Below are 16,836 nucleotides of genomic sequence, written 5' to 3' on the forward strand. Positions count from 1 at the left end.
GCGCCTTTGGTTGGAGTCACCGGTGGTCTTCCTTCGCCTCTTCACTACTCAGGCGCTCGCAGGAGCCACCGCTGACGCGGGCGTGAGACGCCGTCCCTTTAAAAGACTTCCGACACGCGCCGGGGTTGGGTTCCGGGGCGCAAGAGCTTGCTGTGTCGCTCGTCACGTCCCGAGATCGAGCTGCTCGAGGCCGTCGCCGCCGGGGGCGCCACGGTTGGTCAGGAAGCCGCGGGTGCGGTCGGCGGCCAGCTGATAGCGGGCCAGCCGGTCCTCGGAGAGCTCGCCGGGGTGGTCGAGCACGTTCTGCACGTCCACCACACGGTGGTCCTCGACCGCGTCATCGGGGAGCTTCTCCCCCTCCTCCACCTCCGGCGGGATGTCGACCAGCGTGGTCCGGTAGCGGGCGCTGACGTCCCAGCCGTCGGTCGTCTCCTTGAACTCGAACCAGCCGATCGCCCCCTCCTCGGTGAGGCCGGTCGGCGAGGAGTGCCGGGCGACCTGGTTGCCGAGGCTGTAGGCGACCCAGGTGCCGTTGAGCTTCTGGATGGGCTGCACGACGTGCGAGTGGTGGCCGATGATCAGGTTGATCCCGGTCTCCTCGGTGATCCGTTCGGCCAGCTTGAGCTGCGGGACGCTCGGCTCGTTGTAGTGCTCCAGACCCCAGTGGACCGAGAGGATCACCACCTCGGCGCCCTTCTTGCGGGCCCGGGCCTCGGCCTTCTTCACCGCGTCGAAGCCGATCCGGTTGAAGGCCCAACGCTCCTTCTCGGGCGTCGGATTGAGGAAGGACTCCCAGGAGAACGCCAGGTGGGCGACCTTGACGCCGTTGACGTCCCGAATGTTGATCTGCTCTGCTTCGTCAGGCGTGCGCGAGGACCCGGTGTGCCCGAGGCCCACCTCGTCCATCGCGTCCAGGGTGCGCTTCACGGCCTTGAGGCCGTGGTCGTAGGTGTGATTGGAGGCCGTCGAGCAGGTGTCGTAACCCACGTCCTTGAGGGTCGTGAGGATCTGCGGTGGCACGAGGAACTCCGGGTACCCCTCGAAGGGGCCCTTGGGTTTTCCGACCGGCGTCTCCATGTGGCAGATGGCCAGGTCGGCCTTGCTGATGATGGGCTTCACGCCCGCCATCAGCGGTCCGAAGTCCAGCCCGGCCTGTCCCTCACCGGTCTTCTCGGCGTCCTTGGCCGCCTGTTCGACGAGCTCGGGGTGGATGAGCACATCACCCGCGGCGGCGACGGTGAACGAGCGCCCGCCGGGCTTCACCTGAGCCCCGGACGGCTCGGAGGTACAGCCGGCGACGAGGCCTGCCAAAGCCCCCAGAACCGCCATCGAGCGACCTATACGGAGAGACTTACGGAATGTCACCGCGACATACTCACACGCCACTCACACCTCAACCGGTCTCTACCATCACAAGAACGTCACGTTTCGCTCGCATTCTTGCCCCTACGGTTTTGATCCTCGCGCTGGCGGGTTGTGACTCCGCATCGCCCGAAAGCGCGGAACATTCCGTTCCGAAAGCCCGCGAACTCGTCGACCTGCGCGACCGGATCCTCACCTACACGGCCGACTTCGGGCCCGACGGCCCCTACACCCCGCCCGGCGACAGCCGGCGCGAGGAACTGGCGCGCGGCGTGGGCCACCTCCTGGACGGCGACGCGGCCGGGGCCGAGCGCGTCCTCGCCCCCCTCGGCCTCGGCGTCACCCGCCTCACCGACACCGACTCCGGCCGCCGCTACGACGAGATCGCCGCCCTGCGGCCGAACAGCGAGGCCGCCCGCTGGGGCCGCCTCTACCTGACCGCCGACTCCGACGTGCGCTGGAACGTCCAGGTCCCCCACCCGGTGTCCGACCGCGACACCGAGGAACTCGGCGTCCGGCTGCTGGAGAACACACCCTCCGGCTCACTGGTCGTCGCCGGCGCCCACCGCCGCGCCGGCCGCTCCGACGCCGCCGACGTCGCCCACCGCGAGGACAGCGCCTTCCACTCGATCGTCGTGGAACTCCAGAAGCGCGGGGTGCCCGGCCTCCAACTGCACGGCTTCGCCGAGTCGTCCGACCGCCCCTACGAGGCCGTCGTCTCCGGCGGCTCGGCCCAGAGCACGTCACGCGAGGCGTCGGCGCTGGCCGACCGCCTGGAATCGGAGGGGCTGCGGGTCTGCCGGGGCTGGTCCGCGCGCTGCCCGCTGGAGGGCACCACCAACGTCCAGGGCAGGTCGGCGGAGCGCCGGCACGCCGGCTTCCTGCACGTGGAACTGGCCCCCGACGCCCGCGACGACGGCCGTGACGCCGACGAGACCGAGGAGGCCCTCGGCGACCTGCTGAGGACGTGGTCCGAGGACTGAGGGCTCAGCAGCAGCCGAAGGCGCCCGGCAACGTCCGCTTGTTGCGCGCCTCCCTGCTCCGCGCGGCCAGCAACTCGTCGGCCGGGTACCCGACCTCTTCGAGCGTCAGCCCATGGGGCCGTACGACATGCACCGCGGAGTCCCTGACACCGGCGGCCAGCACCTTGCCCGGCCAGTCGGCGGGCCGGTGCCCGTCCCCCACGAACAGCAGCGCCCCGATGAGCGAGCGCACCATGTTGTGGCAGAACGCGTCGGCCCGCACGGTCGCGGTGACGATCCCGTCGTCCCCCCGCACCAGGCTCAGCTCCTGAAGCGTGCGGATGGTGGTCGCGCCCTCCCGCTTCTTGCAGTACGCGGCGAAGTCGTGCTCCCCGAGCAGCCGTTGCGCGGCCTCGTTCATGGCGTCGACGTCCAGCGGCCAGTCGTGCCACAGGACGTGGCCCCGCAGCAGCGGGTCGACTCCGCCGGGGTTGTCGGTGACGCGATAGGCGTACCGCCGCCAGATCGCCGAGAACCGCGCGTTGAAGCCGGCGGGCGCCTCGCGCAGCGCCCACACCCGCACGTCCCGGGACAGCCGCCCGGCGAGCCGCTTCAGCAGCTTCTCGTGGTGCTCGCGCCAGACCTGCTCGGGCAGGTCCACATGCGCGACCTGCCCCCGCGCGTGCACCCCGGCATCCGTCCGCCCGGCGACGGTCAGCTCGTACGTCGTGCCCCCCGACCGCGTGACGGTCCGCAGCGCGTCCTCGATCTCGCCCTGCACGGTCCGCCGCCCACCGGCCTGCTTGGCCCACCCGGAGAACTCGGTCCCGTCATAGGACAGGTCGAGGCGGACACGCACATACCCGGGCTCTGCTTCGTCACTCACCCGTAGATCCTCTCAGCAACACAAAAGCGGGCCCGCCCCTCGAAAGGAACGGACCCGCCAACGCCCTGAAGGGGCGCGGGGAACTGCGCGACCAGCCACCACGAACCCGCAGCCGCAGACCGCACAGCCCCCGGCAGAACGCTTACGCGTCCTTCGACTCCTCGGCAGCCTCGTCGGCCTGAGCCTCGGCAGCCTCGTCGGCCTTGGTCGTGTCGACCTTGGCCTCGTCGGCCTCCTTGACCGCACGCTTGGTGGCGGCCTCGGCCTCACCAGTGGCCTGCTGCGCGACCGTCAGCGCCTCGACCAGCTCGATGACAGCCATGGGCGCGTTGTCGCCACGGCGGTTACCGATCTTGGTGATGCGGGTGTAGCCACCCGGACGGTTCTCGTAGCGCGGGCCGATCTCGGTGAAGAGCGTGTGGACGACGCTCTTGTCCGTGATGACCTGGAGCACCTGACGGCGGTTGTGAAGGTCGCCCTTCTTCGCCTTGGTCACCAGACGCTCGGCGTAGGGCCGCAGACGGCGGGCCTTCGCCTCGGTGGTGGTGATACGGCCGTGCTCGAAGAGCGCCTTCGCGAGGTTCGCGAGAAGCAGCTTCTCGTGCGCGGCACTGCCGCCCAGACGGGCACCCTTGGTGGGCTTCGGCATGTCAATCTCCTGTGTGTCTGCCCCGGCCGTATGAGGTACCGAGGTCAGTATCCGAGCAGGCGGTTACCTGTCGGAGATCCGGGCGCCTTTTCAGACGCCCGGAGGGTCCGCGCCCCAAAGGGGCGCGGGGAACTGCGCGACCGGCCACAACGGACCGGAAGCCGAATCAGTACTGCTCGGTCTCCACGAAGCCCGCGTCCGCGTCGTCGTCGGCGCCGAAGGCGTCGGCGGCGGCGGTCGGGTCGAACCCGGGAGGCGAGTCCTTCAGGGCCAGGCCCATGCCGGCGAGCTTGGCCTTGACCTCGTCGATGGACTTCGCACCGAAGTTGCGGATGTCCAGCAGGTCGGCCTCGGAACGAGCCACGAGCTCACCCACGGAGTGGATGCCCTCGCGCTTGAGGCAGTTGTACGACCGAACGGTGAGCTCCAGCTCCTCGATCGGCAGCGCCAGATCAGCGGCCAGGGCGGCGTCCGTGGGGGACGGGCCCATGTCGATGCCCTCGGCGTCGATGTTCAGCTCGCGCGCCAGACCGAACAGCTCGACCAGGGTCTTACCGGCCGACGCCATGGCGTCACGCGGACGCATGGCCTGCTTGGTCTCGACGTCGACGATCAGCTTGTCGAAGTCGGTGCGCTGCTCGACACGCGTGGCCTCGACCTTGTACGTGACCTTCAGAACCGGCGAGTAGATCGAGTCGACCGGGATACGCCCGATCTCCTGACCGACCTGCTTGTTCTGCACGGCGGACACGTAACCGCGGCCGCGCTCGACCGTGAGCTCCATCTCCAGCTTGCCCTTGCCGTTGAGCGTGGCGAGGACGAGGTCGGGGTTGTGCACCTCGACACCGGCCGGGGGCGCGATGTCGGCGGCGGTGACCAGACCCGGGCCCTGCTTGCGCAGGTACATCACGACCGGCTCGTCGTGCTCCGAGGAGACGACCAGCTGCTTGATGTTGAGGATCAGGTCGGTGACGTCCTCCTTGACGCCCGGCACGGTGGTGAACTCGTGCAGCACGCCGTCGATACGGATGGACGTGACCGCCGCACCCGGGATCGAGGAGAGGAGGGTCCGACGCAGGGAGTTGCCGAGGGTGTAGCCGAAGCCCGGCTCCAGCGGCTCGATCACGAACCGGGAGCGGAATTCGTCGACGACCTCTTCGGTCAACGAGGGACGCTGAGCGATCAGCATGTGTGGATCAGATCCTTCTTTCGTGGACGCCCGCTATTTGACGCCCGACGGAACCGTCCCCGGCAAAAGGGACGGGTACTGCAAGGGTACGGGCGATACAGCCCCGAAGAGCCGTACCGCCCGAAACCAAGCCTGCGTGAAGCAGTCGTGCGTCAGACGCGACGACGCTTCGGCGGACGGCAGCCGTTGTGCGGGGTCGGGGTGACGTCCTGGATGGAGCCGACCTCGAGACCGGTCGCCTGAAGCGAACGGATCGCGGTCTCACGACCCGAACCCGGACCCTTCACGAACACGTCGACCTTGCGCATGCCGTGCTCCTGGGCGCGGCGGGCAGCCGACTCGGCGGCCATCTGCGCGGCGAACGGCGTGGACTTCCGGGAGCCCTTGAAGCCGACGTGGCCGGCGGAGGCCCAGGAGATCACGTTGCCGGACGGGTCCGTGATGGAGACGATCGTGTTGTTGAACGTGCTCTTGATGTGGGCGTGCCCGTGAGCGACGTTCTTCTTTTCCTTGCGGCGCACCTTCTTGGCAGCGCCCTGACGACCCTTGGGGGGCATCTGTACTCCTACGGGAGGTGGTCGGTCCTACAGCGAAGACCGCTGGACGGCGAAGTCCGCTGTGGACTACTTCTTGCCCGGCTTCTTCTTACCGGCGATGGCGCGACGCGGGCCCTTGCGGGTACGGGCGTTCGTGCTGGTGCGCTGACCGCGGACGGGCAGACCGCGACGGTGACGGAGACCCTGGTAGCAACCGATCTCGACCTTGCGGCGGATGTCGGCCTGGATCTCGCGACGGAGGTCACCCTCGGTCTTGATGTTGTTGTCGACGTACTCACGAATCGCGACGAGCTGCTCCTCGGAGAGGTCGCGAACGCGAGTGTTCGGGTCGATGCCGGTCTCGGCCAGCGTCAGCTGGGAGAGCGTGCGGCCGATACCGAACACGTAGGTCAGGGCGACCTCCACGCGCTTTTCGCGCGGGATGTCAACACCGGAAACGCGTGCCATTCAATGGCTCCTGGTGATCTTCGGAGGTCTTCCGCAGAACCGAGTCCCAGCCGCCGTATGAGGTACGAACTGAGTCCCCGGCCTCCGAACCGGGGGTGTCAGGCAAAGGTTCGCCTGGATTCTGCGTATGAACATATTCAGCTTGCGTCGCGCGAATCTCTGCGATGGATGCAGAGGGATCGGTCGTGCGTCAGCCCTGGCGCTGCTTGTGGCGCGGGTTCTCGCAGATGACCATGACCCGACCGTGACGGCGGATCACCCTGCACTTGTCGCAGATCTTCTTGACGCTCGGCTTGACCTTCATGGGATTGAGGTTCTCCGGGTCAGTGCCACCACCCCGCCGAAGCGGGATGCGGGCAAGATCTACTTGTAGCGGTAGACGATCCGGCCACGCGTCAGGTCGTACGGAGACAGCTCCACCACGACCCGGTCGTCAGGGAGGATGCGGATGTAGTGCATACGCATCTTGCCGCTGATGTGTGCCAGGACCTGGTGGCCGTTCTGGAGCTCGACCTTGAACATGGCGTTCGGCAGAGACTCGACGACAGTGCCCTCGATCTCGATGGCACCTTGCTTCTTGGCCACGCTTCGCCCTTCGGAATCGACTACCTTGATCGACTCCAGTGCTTTCCCTTACGGGCGCATGCGGACATGCGGGTGCACGAGAGCCGACGAGTCAGTCTACGTCAGCGCACCCGGAAAGACGAATCGGGGAATCCTGCCCTGACCGGCAGATCATTAAGCACGTGGTCCGCGGAAGGGCGCTCAGGCCAGCGGATCCGGCGCGGCGACGATGCCGAACTCGGCCAGCTTGGCCTTGCCCGCGTCGGGAGCGGTCAGCACCAGCGGACCCTCCTCGGTCAGCGCGACGGAGTGCTCCCAGTGCGAGGACCAGGTGCCGTCGGTGGTGATGACCGTCCAGTCGTCCGAGAGGACCTCGGTCTTCGGGGTGCCCAGGGACACCATCGGCTCGATCGCCAGGCAGAACCCGGGGACCAGCTTGGGGCCCTTGCCCCGCCGGCGCTCCACGTAGTTCAGCAGGTGCGGGTCCATGTGCATCTCGGTGCCGATGCCGTGGCCGCCGTAGTCCTCGATGATGCCGTAGCGGCCGCCGCCGGGCTTCGGCTGGCGGCGGATGTAGGTCTCGATGGCACGGGAGACGTCGACCAGGCGGTTGCCCTGCTTCATGGCCGCGATGCCGGCCCACATCGACCCCTCGGTCACCCGGGAGAGCTCGATGAGCTCCGGGGCGTGACCGGAGCCCACGAAGGCGGTGTAGGCGGCGTCGCCGTGCCAGCCGTCGATGATGGCACCGCAGTCGATGGAGATGATGTCGCCGTCCTTCAGGACGACGTCCTCGGACGGGATGCCGTGGACGACGACGTCGTTCACGGAGGTGCAGATCGTCGCGGGGAAGCCGCCGTAGCCGAGGAAGTTCGACTTGGCGCCGTGCTCGGCGAGCACCTTGCGGGCGACCTCGTCCAGATCCTTGGTGCTGGCCCCGGGCACCGCGGCCTCGCGCGTGGCCGCGTGAATGGCGGCGACGACCAGCCCCGCCTCACGCATCTTGGCGATCTGCTCGGGGCTCTTGATCTGCACCATGGGGACGGGGGCCTTTCCTGCCGGGTGGAGGGACTGCTTCAACCATAAGGGCGGAGCCGGGACACCCCCGCCCACACAGCAGCCGCGGTCCCCTCGAAGGGAACCGCGGCCAGTGCTGCGTACCAGCTGAGAACGCTACTGCTTGCCGTCCTCGTCACGCTTGAGGGCCTCCATCGCACGCCCCGTGACCTCTTCGACCTTGCCCAGCGCGGAGATGGTGACGACCAGCCCCTGCGCCTTGTAGTAGTCGATGATCGGCTCGGTCTGCGTGTGGTAGACCTCGAGACGCTTGCGGACCGTCTCCTCCGAGTCGTCGTCACGCTGGTACAGCTCGCCGCCGCAGGCGTCGCAGACGCCTTCCGTCTTCGGCTTGCTGTACGTCACGTGGAAGACGTGGCTGGAGTCCTTGCGGCAGATCCGACGCCCGGCGATCCGCTTGACGACCTCTTCCTCGGGGACTTCGAGGTCAAGGACCGCGTCCAGCTTCATGGACTCGGACTGGAGCATCTCGTCCAGTGCCTCGGCCTGGGACACGTTGCGCGGAAAACCGTCCAGCAGGAAGCCGTTCTCGGCGTCCGGCTTCTCCATGCGGTCCTTGGCCATCCCGATGGTGACCTCGTCCGGCACCAGGTTGCCCGCGTCCATGTAGGACTTCGCGAGCTTCCCGAGCTCCGTCTGCTGGCTGATGTTGGCGCGGAACAGGTCGCCCGTGGAGATGTGCGGGATCGACAGGTTCTTGGCGAGGAACGCGGCCTGCGTTCCCTTGCCGGCACCCGGCGGCCCGACGAGGACGATACGCATCAGCGGAGGAACCCTTCGTAATTGCGCTGCTGGAGCTGGCTCTCGATCTGCTTCACCGTTTCAAGACCGACACCCACGATGATCAGGATGCTGGTACCACCGAACGGGAAGTTCTGGTTTGCCCCGAAACCAGCCAACGCCATCGTCGGCACGAGAGCGATCAGACCCAAGTACAGCGAGCCCGGCCAGGTGATCCGGTTGAGCACGTAGGAGAGGTACTCAGCGGTCGGTCGGCCAGCCCGGATGCCCGGGATGAAGCCACCATACTTCTTCATGTTGTCCGCGACTTCCTCGGGGTTGAACGAGATAGCCACGTAGAAGAACGCGAAGAAGACAATCAGGAAGAAATAGAGGGCGACGTGCACGGGTGCCCCCGTGTCCGCCAGGTTCTTTGTGACCCAGGTCGCCCAGCCGGACTCCTGGTTGTTGGAGAACTGCACGATCAGCGCCGGAATATAGAGCAGCGACGACGCGAAGATGACGGGAATCACGCCCGCCTGGTTCACCTTGAGCGGGATGTACGTCGAAGTACCGCCGTAGGAACGGCGGCCGATCATGCGCTTCGCGTACTGCACCGGAATACGGCGCTGGGCCTGCTCCACGAAGACGACCAGTCCGACCATGACCAGGCCCACCGCGATGACGGTGCCGAACTCGATCCAGCCGCCGGCCAGGTCACCCTGCTGCTTGATGGCCCACAGGGCGGACGGGAAGGTCGCGGCGATCGAGATGAACATCAGGATCGACATGCCGTTGCCGATGCCGCGGTCGGTGATGAGCTCACCGAGCCACATGACGACGGCCGTACCGGCGGTCATGGTGATGACCATGGTGATGGTCGTGAAGATCGACTGGTCAGGAACGATCTGGCTGGACACCTGGCAACCCTGGAAGAGCGCGCCGCTGCGGGCGGTGGCCACCAGGCCGGTGCCCTGCAGAATGGCGAGCGCCACGGTCAGGTAGCGGGTGTACTGCGTGATCTTGGCCGTCCCCGCCTGGCCCTCCTTCTTGAGGGCTTCCAGGCGCGGGATCACGACGGTCAGCAGCTGAAGGATGATGCTCGCCGTGATGTACGGCATGATGCCGAGCGCGAAGATCGTGATCTGAAGCAGCGCGCCGCCGCTGAACATGTTGACCAGACCGAACAGGCCCGTGTTGGTGCTGGCCTGGTCGATGCAGACCTGGACGGCCGAGTAGTCGACGCCTGGAATCGGAATGTGGGTACCGATCCGATACACCACGATGATGGCGAGCGTGAAGAGCAGCTTCTTGCGCAGGTCGGGCGTCTTGAACGCCCGGGCGAACGCGGTGAGCACGGTGCCTCCTGCGACCCCCGCGCATCTGCGTCAAGGGTGACGGTCTTGAGGTTCGACTAATAGGAACGACTTAGCTAACGGTCAACTGCCGCTCAGAGTGCCTCACGAACAGCACTCAGTAAAAGTGGACAGTGCAGGCCACCTTACCGGCGAGACCGCCCCCCTTGGAACGACCAACCGGGGATACCCCATTTGTGGGGTATCCCCGGTCGGGATCGCTCAAGTCATCGAGACGCCTGATGTGTTCAGACGAGCTCGGTGACGGTACCGCCGGCGGCGGTGATCTTCTCCTTGGCGGAGCCGGAGACGGCGTCGACCGTCACCTGCAGCGCCACGGAGATCTCGCCCTGGCCGAGGACCTTGACGAGGCTGTTCTTGCGAACGGCACCCTTGGCGACCAGGCCCTCGACGGTGACCTCGCCACCCTCGGGGTACAGCGACGCCAGCTTGTCGAGGTTCACGACCTGGAACTCGGTCTTGAACGGGTTCTTGAAGCCCTTCAGCTTCGGAAGACGCATGTGGAGGGGCATCTGGCCACCCTCGAAGCGCTCCGGAACCTGGTAACGAGCCTTCGTACCCTTGGTACCACGACCGGCCGTCTTACCCTTCGACGCCTCACCACGACCGACACGGGTCTTGGCGGTCTTGGCGCCCGGGGCGGGACGGAGGTTGTGGATCTTGAGCGGGTTGTTCTCCGCCATGATCAGACCTCCTCAACCGTCACGAGGTGGCGGACGGTGTGCACCATGCCGCGGAACTCGGGGCGGTCCTCCTTGACGACCTGCGTGTTGATGCCCTTGAGACCAAGGGAGCGCAGGGTGTCACGGTGGTTCTGCTTGGTGCCGATGTACGACTTGACCTGCGTGATCTTGAGCTGCGCCATTACGCACCAGCCCCGGCACGCGCACGCAGCAGAGCCGCGGGAGCAACGTCCTCGAGCGGCAGGCCACGGCGGGCCGCGACCTCCTCGGGGCGCTGCAGACCCTTCAGGGCCTCCACGGTCGCGTGCACGATGTTGATCGCGTTGTCGGAGCCGAGCGACTTCGACAGGATGTCGTGGATACCGGCGCACTCGAGCACGGCACGCACCGGACCACCGGCGATAACACCGGTACCGGGCGACGCGGGCTTGAGCAGCACGACGCCGGCAGCCTTCTCACCCTGGATCGGGTGCGGGATGGTGCCCTGGATACGGGGGACCTTGAAGAAGTGCTTCTTGGCCTCCTCAACACCCTTGGCGATGGCGGCCGGCACCTCCTTGGCCTTGCCGTAACCGACACCCACGGTGCCGTCACCGTCGCCCACCACGACCAGCGCGGTGAAGCTGAAGCGACGACCACCCTTCACAACCTTGGCGACACGGTTGATCGCGACAACGCGCTCAACGTAAGCGGTCTTCTCGGCGGCAGCTGCGCCGCCGTCACGGCCCTTCCGGTCCCGCCGCTCGCCGCCACCGGCACCGCCACCGCGGCGCTGGGGTCCAGCCATTGGAATTACCTCTCTCTTTTTCCGCTAGCTACGGAAGCGGCTCAGAACTTGAGTCCGGCTTCGCGGGCGGCGTCCGCCAGGGCGGCGATGCGCCCGGCGTACTGGTTGCCACCACGGTCGAATACGACGGCCTCGACGCCGGCGGCCTTGGCGCGCTCGGCGACCAGGGCTCCGACCTGCTTGGCCTGCGCGGACTTGTCGCCCTCGCCACCGCGGATCGAGGTGTCCAGGGTGGACGCCGACGCAAGGGTGTGACCCTTGAGGTCGTCGATCACCTGGGCCACGATGTGGCGGTTCGAGCGGGTAACGACCAGACGCGGACGCTCCGCCGTTCCGTTGATGTGCTTACGGATCCGGATGTGGCGGCGCTTGATCGCGGCGCGCTTGTAGGCGTCGCCCTTGAGGATCTTCTGTCCGTATGCCATGGCTTACTTACCCGCCTTTCCGACCTTGCGGCGGATGACTTCGCCCTCGTACTTGACGCCCTTGGCCTTGTACGGGTCGGGCTTGCGCAGCTTGCGGATGTTCGCCGCAACCTCGCCGACCTTCTGCTTGTCGATGCCCTCGACCGAGAAGCGGGTCGGGTTCTCCACCTTGAAGGTGATGCCCTCGGGAGCCTCGACGGTGATCGAGTGGCTGTAGCCGAGCGCGAACTCGAGGTTCGATCCCTTGGCCGCAACGCGGTAACCGACACCGCTGATCTCGAGCTTCTTCACGTAACCCTGGGTCACGCCGGTGATCATGTTCGCCACCAGCGTGCGGGACAGGCCGTGCAGGGCCTTGTTCTGACGCTCGTCGTTGGGGCGGGTGACGTTGAGTACGCCGTCCTCACCCTTGGCGATCTCGATCGGCGACACGACGGTGTGGGTCAGCGTGCCCTTGGGGCCCTTGACCGAGACCGTCTGGCCGTCGATGGTGACGTCCACGCCGGCGGGAACCGCGATGGGGAGCTTGCCGATGCGCGACATAGCTGTTTCCTCCGTTCCCTTCCGTTACCAGACGTAGGCGAGGACTTCTCCGCCTACGCCCTTCTTGCCGGCCTGCTTGTCGGTGAGGAGCCCGTGGGACGTGGAGATGATCGCCACGCCGAGGCCGCCGAGCACCTTCGGCAGGTTGGTGGACTTCGCGTAAACCCGGAGACCGGGCTTGGAGATCCGCTTGATGCCCGCGATGGAGCGCTCACGGTTGGGGCCGAACTTCAGCTCCAGGACGAGGTTCTTGCCGACCTCGGCGTCCTCGACCTTCCAGCCCGTGATGAAGCCCTCCTGCTGGAGGATCTCCGCGATGTGCGACTTGATCTTCGATGCCGGCATCGTCACGGAGTCGTGGTATGCCGAGTTCGCGTTCCGCAGACGCGTAAGCATGTCTGCGATCGGATCAGTCATGGTCATGAATTGGCCTTCGGCCTCTCTCGCCGGGGTTTCCTGGTGCGCCATCCCTCTCCCCGATCCGAGACGGGACGGGTGCGGCGCGGTGGACCTACGGCGTAGTAAGTCGTACGGGCGCGACAGGCGCCCAACCCCACAAGCCTAAGCCATGCGGAGGTGGGCCCCTGTCCACCCAGATGCTTACCGAGAGACTCCGGAATCCCTTATTAGGGGGATTACCAGGAGCTCTTGGTCACGCCCGGCAGCTCGCCACGGTGAGCCATCTCACGAAGGCACACGCGGCACAGGCCGAACTTGCGGTACACGGAGTGCGGACGGCCGCAGCGCTGGCAGCGCGTGTAGCCACGCACACCGAACTTGGGCTTGCGAGCAGCCTTGGCAATCAGAGCCTTCTTCGCCATCTCGCTCACGCCTCCTTGAACGGGAAGCCGAGGTGACGAAGGAGCGCGCGGCCCTCAGCGTCGTTGGTCGCCGTGGTCACCACGGTGATGTCCATACCCCGGGTACGGTCGATCTTGTCCTGGTCGATCTCGTGGAACATGACCTGCTCGGTGAGACCGAAGGTGTAGTTGCCACGGCCGTCGAACTGCTTGGGGGACAGACCACGGAAGTCGCGGATGCGCGGGAGCGCGAGCGACAGGGTGCGGTCCAGGAACTCCCACATGCGGTCGCCACGGAGCGTGACGTGGGCACCGATCGGCTGGCCCTCACGCAGCTTGAACTGCGCGATGGACTTGCGGGCCTTGGTGACGGCCGGCTTCTGACCGGTGATCGTGGTGAGGTCGCGGATCGCGCCCTCGATCAGCTTGGAGTCGCGGGCGGCGTCGCCCACACCCATGTTGACCACGATCTTGACGAGGCCGGGAACCTGCATGACGTTCTCGTACTTGAACTCGTCACGCAGCTTGCCCGCGATCTCCTCGCGGTACTTCAGCTTCAGACGCGGGCTGGTGGTGGTCGTCATCAGATGTCCTCACCCGTCCGCTTGGCAACGCGGATCTTGTTGCCTTCGTCGTCGAAGCGGTAGCCGACACGCGTGACGACCTTGTTGCCGTCCTTCTCAACGACCAGCTGGACGTTGGAGACGTGGACGGGCGCCTCGGTCGTGACGATGCCGCCGGCCTGCGAACCCTTGGCGGTCGGGCCGGCCTTGGTGTGCTTCTTGACCCGGTTGACACCCTCGACCAGGACACGGTCCTCGCGGGGGTAGGCCGCGATGACCTTGCCCTGCTTGCCCTTGTCCTTACCGGTGATGACCTGGACCAGGTCGCCCTTCTTAATCTTCATGCTTACAGCACCTCCGGAGCCAGCGAGATGATCTTCATGAACTTCTTCTCGCGCAGCTCACGCCCGACCGGGCCGAAGATGCGGGTGCCGCGAGGGTCGCCGTCGTTCTTCAGAATGACGGCGGCGTTCTCGTCGAAGCGGATGTACGAGCCGTCCGGACGGCGGCGCTCCTTGACGGTGCGAACGATGACCGCCTTGACGACGTCACCCTTCTTCACGTTGCCACCGGGGATCGCGTCCTTGACGGTGGCGACGATGACGTCACCGATGCCCGCGTAGCGGCGACCGGAGCCACCGAGCACACGGATGCAAAGGATTTCCTTCGCACCAGTGTTGTCGGCGACGCGCAGTCGCGACTCCTGCTGGATCACGTCTATCTCCTGTTTGTCTGCCGGTTCCCGGCAGGGGGCTCAGTACGAGCACCCCTGCCGAGCCTGGCGGAACTGTCCTGCGGGAAACCCCGCAGGAATTACTTGGCCTTCTCGAGGATCTCGACGACGCGCCAGCGCTTCGTCGCGGACAGCGGCCGGGTCTCCATGAGGAGGACACGGTCGCCGACACCCGCGGCGTTCTGCTCGTCGTGCGCCTTGAGCTTGTTCGTACGGCGGATGACCTTGCCGTACAGCGCGTGCTTCACACGGTCCTCGACGGCGACGACGACGGTCTTGTCCATCTTGTCGCTGACGACGAGACCCTCACGGGTCTTGCGGAAACCGCGCGCCTCTGCGTTCTCAGTCACGTTCTTCTCGCTCATCAGGCGTTCTCCACCGTTTCGATGCCCAGCTCACGCTCGCGCATCAGGGTGTAGATCCGCGCGATGTCCTTGCGGACCGCCTTCAGACGGCCATGGTTCTCGAGCTGACCGGTCGCCGCCTGGAAGCGGAGGTTGAACAGCTCTTCCTTGGCCTCGCGGAGCTTCGCAAGAAGCTCCTCGTTGCCCAGCTCGCGCAGCTCGGACGCCTTGGTACCGGCCGACATCACGCTTCACCTGCCTCGCGCTTGACGATCCGGCACTTCATCGGCAGCTTGTGGGCGGCGCGAGTCAGAGCCTCACGGGCGATCTTCTCGTTGGGGTACGACAGCTCGAACATCACGCGTCCGGGCTTGACGTTGGCGATCCACCACTCCGGAGAACCCTTACCGGAACCCATGCGGGTCTCGGCAGGCTTCTTGGTGAGGGGACGGTCCGGGTAGATGTTGATCCAGACCTTGCCACCACGCTTGATGTGACGCGTCATGGCAATACGAGCGGCCTCGATCTGACGGTTCGTCACGTAGGCCGGGGTGAGCGCCTGGATGCCGTACTCGCCGAACGCAACCGTCGTGCCACCCTTGGCAGCGCCGGAGCGCTTGGGGTGGTGCTGCTTGCGGTGCTTGACCCTACGGGGGATCAGCATTTCGGTCAGGCCTCCGTTCCGGTGCTCTCAGCCGGAGCGGCGGGGGCCTCGGCCTTGGGGGCCTCGGCGCCGGCAGCCTGCTGCGGCTTGCGACCGCGCCGCTCGCCACCACGGCCACCACGGGCCGGGCGGTCTGCACCACCACGGGCCGGGCGGTTACCCGCACGGGCCGCAGCGTTCTCGGCGCGGACCTCGGCGATGTTCTTGACGTCGCCCTTGTAGATCCAGACCTTCACGCCGATGCGGCCGAAGGTCGTCTTGGCCTCGAAGAAGCCGTAGTCCACGTTCGCACGGAGCGTGTGCAGGGGCACGCGGCCCTCGCGGTAGAACTCCGAGCGGGACATCTCGGCGCCACCGAGGCGGCCGCCGCACTGGATCTTGATGCCCTTGGCGCCGGCCTTCATGGCGGACTGCATGCTCTTACGCATGGCCCGACGGAAGGAGACGCGGGAGGAGAGCTGCTCGGCAACGGCCTGGGCAACCAGCTGAGCGTCGGTCTCGGGGTTCTTGACCTCGAGGATGTTCAGCTGGACCTGCTTGCCCGTGAGCTTCTCGAGGTCACCGCGGATGCGGTCGGCCTCGGCGCCACGGCGGCCGATGACGATGCCCGGACGCGCGGTGTGGATGTCCACGCGGACACGGTCACGGGTGCGCTCGATCTCAACCTTCGAGATGCCGGCGCGCTCCATGCCGGACGTCATCATCCGACGGATGGCGACGTCTTCCTTGACGTAGTCCTTGTACAGCTTGTCGGCGTACCACCGGGACTTGAAGTCCGTGGTGACACCGAGCCGGAACCCATGCGGGTTAACCTTCTGGCCCATTACCGGGTTCCTTCCTTGCTGCTGACGACCACAGTGATGTGGCTGGTCCGCTTGCGGATCCGGTAGGCACGGCCCTGGGCACGCGGACGGAACCGCTTCAGGGTCGGGCCCTCGTCAACGTACGCCTCGCTGATGACCAGCGAGGAGGCGTCCGGGTGGTCGTAGTTGTGCGCGGCGTTGGCAATGGCGCTGTCGAGCACCTTGCCGACCGGCACGGAGGCTGCCTGCGGAGCGAATCGCAGAACAGCCTGAGCCTCCGTGGCATCCATGCCACGGATAAGGTCCACCACGCGGCGGGCCTTCATGGGCGTAACGCGGATGTACCGCGCCTGGGCCCTGGCTTCCATGGTTGTCCCTCTCAGTTACTTACGTGTCTGAATGCGATCCGCTACTAGCGGCGCTTCGACTTCCGGTCGTCCTTGACGTGGCCCCGGAAGGTGCGCGTCGGCGAGAACTCGCCGAGCTTGTGGCCGACCATCGACTCGGTGACGAACACCGGGATGTGGGTCTTGCCGTTGTGCACCGCGAGCGTGTGGCCGAGCATGGCCGGCACGATCATGGAGCGACGGGACCAGGTCTTGATGACGTTCTTGGTGCCGGCTTCGTTCTGGGCGTCCACCTTCTTGATGAGGTGTCCGTCGACGAAGGGCCCCTTCTTGAGACTGCGCGGCATCTAAACCC

Annotated in this window: 28 protein-coding genes; 1 reads left to right on the forward strand and 27 read right to left on the reverse strand. The window is 66.4% G+C overall.

Annotated elements, in window-relative coordinates; translation table 11 throughout:
• Positions 1–162: 162 nt before the first annotated feature.
• Positions 163–1,329: a CapA family protein gene (locus CP983_RS17255; RefSeq protein ID WP_150500344.1), complete on the reverse strand. Its 1,167-nt coding sequence runs from the start codon at positions 1,327–1,329 to the stop codon at positions 163–165.
• A 125-nt stretch (positions 1,330–1,454) separates the two neighbouring features.
• Between CP983_RS17255 and CP983_RS17260 the strand changes: the two genes are divergently transcribed.
• The gene (locus CP983_RS17260; protein ID WP_229914933.1) at positions 1,455–2,345 is read left to right on the forward strand and encodes a hypothetical protein; all 891 of its coding nucleotides are present in this window, start codon (positions 1,455–1,457) and stop codon (positions 2,343–2,345) included.
• A gap of 4 nt (positions 2,346–2,349) precedes the next feature.
• Here the strand turns inward: CP983_RS17260 and truA are convergent, their stop codons facing one another.
• The 26 genes from truA to rpsS all read right to left on the reverse strand — a co-directional run bounded on the left by truA (position 2,350) and on the right by rpsS (position 16,828).
• Positions 2,350–3,210: a tRNA pseudouridine(38-40) synthase TruA gene (gene truA / locus CP983_RS17265; RefSeq protein ID WP_150500346.1), complete on the reverse strand. Its 861-nt coding sequence runs from the start codon at positions 3,208–3,210 to the stop codon at positions 2,350–2,352.
• Between the two features lie 142 nt (positions 3,211–3,352).
• Positions 3,353–3,859, reverse strand: coding sequence for a 50S ribosomal protein L17 (gene rplQ / locus CP983_RS17270; protein WP_030960844.1), 507 nt, complete (start codon positions 3,857–3,859; stop codon positions 3,353–3,355).
• Between the two features lie 166 nt (positions 3,860–4,025).
• On the reverse strand, positions 4,026–5,048 hold the full coding sequence (locus CP983_RS17275; RefSeq protein ID WP_003966937.1) for a DNA-directed RNA polymerase subunit alpha: 1,023 nt from the start codon (positions 5,046–5,048) through the stop codon (positions 4,026–4,028).
• A 152-nt stretch (positions 5,049–5,200) separates the two neighbouring features.
• Entirely contained in the window at positions 5,201–5,605 is a 405-nt protein-coding gene (gene rpsK, locus CP983_RS17280; RefSeq protein ID WP_003956432.1) for a 30S ribosomal protein S11, read from the reverse strand.
• Positions 5,606–5,671: 66 nt separating this feature from the next.
• Entirely contained in the window at positions 5,672–6,052 is a 381-nt protein-coding gene (rpsM, locus tag CP983_RS17285; protein ID WP_037680379.1) for a 30S ribosomal protein S13, read from the reverse strand.
• Positions 6,053–6,242: 190 nt separating this feature from the next.
• Complete coding sequence (gene rpmJ / locus CP983_RS17290; RefSeq protein WP_003998809.1) at positions 6,243–6,356, reverse strand: 50S ribosomal protein L36; 114 nt, start codon at positions 6,354–6,356, stop codon at positions 6,243–6,245.
• A 59-nt stretch (positions 6,357–6,415) separates the two neighbouring features.
• Positions 6,416–6,637 carry a translation initiation factor IF-1 gene (gene infA / locus CP983_RS17295; protein WP_003948620.1) on the reverse strand — a complete coding sequence of 74 codons (222 nt, stop codon included), beginning with the start codon at positions 6,635–6,637 and terminating at the stop codon, positions 6,416–6,418.
• 180 nt (positions 6,638–6,817) lie between these two features.
• A complete protein-coding gene (gene map / locus CP983_RS17300) occupies positions 6,818–7,654 on the reverse strand; it encodes a type I methionyl aminopeptidase (protein ID WP_150500348.1) in 837 nt (278 codons plus the stop codon).
• A 135-nt stretch (positions 7,655–7,789) separates the two neighbouring features.
• Positions 7,790–8,455, reverse strand: a complete 666-nt coding sequence (locus CP983_RS17305) for an adenylate kinase (RefSeq protein ID WP_107904091.1) — start codon at positions 8,453–8,455, stop codon at positions 7,790–7,792.
• Positions 8,455–9,771 carry a preprotein translocase subunit SecY gene (gene secY / locus CP983_RS17310; protein WP_107904093.1) on the reverse strand — a complete coding sequence of 439 codons (1,317 nt, stop codon included), beginning with the start codon at positions 9,769–9,771 and terminating at the stop codon, positions 8,455–8,457. The genes CP983_RS17305 and secY overlap by 1 nt, the downstream gene beginning before the upstream one ends.
• A gap of 245 nt (positions 9,772–10,016) precedes the next feature.
• Positions 10,017–10,472 carry a 50S ribosomal protein L15 gene (gene rplO, locus CP983_RS17315; protein ID WP_093824865.1) on the reverse strand — a complete coding sequence of 152 codons (456 nt, stop codon included), beginning with the start codon at positions 10,470–10,472 and terminating at the stop codon, positions 10,017–10,019.
• A gap of 2 nt (positions 10,473–10,474) precedes the next feature.
• On the reverse strand, positions 10,475–10,654 hold the full coding sequence (gene rpmD / locus CP983_RS17320; protein WP_107904095.1) for a 50S ribosomal protein L30: 180 nt from the start codon (positions 10,652–10,654) through the stop codon (positions 10,475–10,477).
• Positions 10,654–11,259 carry a 30S ribosomal protein S5 gene (rpsE, locus tag CP983_RS17325; protein ID WP_015658456.1) on the reverse strand — a complete coding sequence of 202 codons (606 nt, stop codon included), beginning with the start codon at positions 11,257–11,259 and terminating at the stop codon, positions 10,654–10,656. The genes rpmD and rpsE overlap by 1 nt, the downstream gene beginning before the upstream one ends.
• Before the next feature lie 41 nt (positions 11,260–11,300).
• Positions 11,301–11,684 (reverse strand): 50S ribosomal protein L18, encoded by a 384-nt coding sequence (gene rplR / locus CP983_RS17330; RefSeq protein ID WP_030967303.1) that lies wholly within the window; start codon positions 11,682–11,684, stop codon positions 11,301–11,303.
• A 3-nt stretch (positions 11,685–11,687) separates the two neighbouring features.
• Positions 11,688–12,227 carry a 50S ribosomal protein L6 gene (gene rplF, locus CP983_RS17335; protein ID WP_107904097.1) on the reverse strand — a complete coding sequence of 180 codons (540 nt, stop codon included), beginning with the start codon at positions 12,225–12,227 and terminating at the stop codon, positions 11,688–11,690.
• A gap of 24 nt (positions 12,228–12,251) precedes the next feature.
• Positions 12,252–12,650: a 30S ribosomal protein S8 gene (gene rpsH / locus CP983_RS17340; RefSeq protein WP_007384075.1), complete on the reverse strand. Its 399-nt coding sequence runs from the start codon at positions 12,648–12,650 to the stop codon at positions 12,252–12,254.
• 212 nt (positions 12,651–12,862) lie between these two features.
• Positions 12,863–13,048, reverse strand: coding sequence for a type Z 30S ribosomal protein S14 (locus tag CP983_RS17350; RefSeq protein ID WP_003948630.1), 186 nt, complete (start codon positions 13,046–13,048; stop codon positions 12,863–12,865).
• A 5-nt stretch (positions 13,049–13,053) separates the two neighbouring features.
• Positions 13,054–13,611 carry a 50S ribosomal protein L5 gene (gene rplE, locus CP983_RS17355; RefSeq protein WP_107904099.1) on the reverse strand — a complete coding sequence of 186 codons (558 nt, stop codon included), beginning with the start codon at positions 13,609–13,611 and terminating at the stop codon, positions 13,054–13,056.
• A complete protein-coding gene (rplX, locus tag CP983_RS17360) occupies positions 13,611–13,934 on the reverse strand; it encodes a 50S ribosomal protein L24 (RefSeq protein WP_107904101.1) in 324 nt (107 codons plus the stop codon). The genes rplE and rplX overlap by 1 nt, the downstream gene beginning before the upstream one ends.
• Positions 13,935–13,936: 2 nt before the next feature.
• Complete coding sequence (rplN, locus tag CP983_RS17365; RefSeq protein ID WP_003998823.1) at positions 13,937–14,305, reverse strand: 50S ribosomal protein L14; 369 nt, start codon at positions 14,303–14,305, stop codon at positions 13,937–13,939.
• 98 nt (positions 14,306–14,403) lie between these two features.
• Positions 14,404–14,688 (reverse strand): 30S ribosomal protein S17, encoded by a 285-nt coding sequence (gene rpsQ, locus CP983_RS17370; protein ID WP_018543912.1) that lies wholly within the window; start codon positions 14,686–14,688, stop codon positions 14,404–14,406.
• On the reverse strand, positions 14,688–14,912 hold the full coding sequence (gene rpmC, locus CP983_RS17375; RefSeq protein WP_007494763.1) for a 50S ribosomal protein L29: 225 nt from the start codon (positions 14,910–14,912) through the stop codon (positions 14,688–14,690). The genes rpsQ and rpmC overlap by 1 nt, the downstream gene beginning before the upstream one ends.
• Positions 14,912–15,331, reverse strand: a complete 420-nt coding sequence (rplP, locus tag CP983_RS17380) for a 50S ribosomal protein L16 (RefSeq protein ID WP_030967307.1) — start codon at positions 15,329–15,331, stop codon at positions 14,912–14,914. Before rplP ends, rpmC begins: the two co-directional genes overlap by 1 nt.
• Before the next feature lie 5 nt (positions 15,332–15,336).
• Positions 15,337–16,155, reverse strand: a complete 819-nt coding sequence (rpsC, locus tag CP983_RS17385) for a 30S ribosomal protein S3 (RefSeq protein WP_055706471.1) — start codon at positions 16,153–16,155, stop codon at positions 15,337–15,339.
• Entirely contained in the window at positions 16,155–16,502 is a 348-nt protein-coding gene (rplV, locus tag CP983_RS17390; protein WP_026290933.1) for a 50S ribosomal protein L22, read from the reverse strand. The genes rpsC and rplV overlap by 1 nt, the downstream gene beginning before the upstream one ends.
• A 44-nt stretch (positions 16,503–16,546) precedes the next feature.
• Positions 16,547–16,828 carry a 30S ribosomal protein S19 gene (rpsS, locus tag CP983_RS17395; RefSeq protein WP_030952374.1) on the reverse strand — a complete coding sequence of 94 codons (282 nt, stop codon included), beginning with the start codon at positions 16,826–16,828 and terminating at the stop codon, positions 16,547–16,549.
• Positions 16,829–16,836 lie beyond the last annotated feature (8 nt).

This window comes from Streptomyces chartreusis, assembly GCF_008704715.1.
GTDB lineage: Bacteria > Actinomycetota > Actinomycetes > Streptomycetales > Streptomycetaceae > Streptomyces > Streptomyces chartreusis.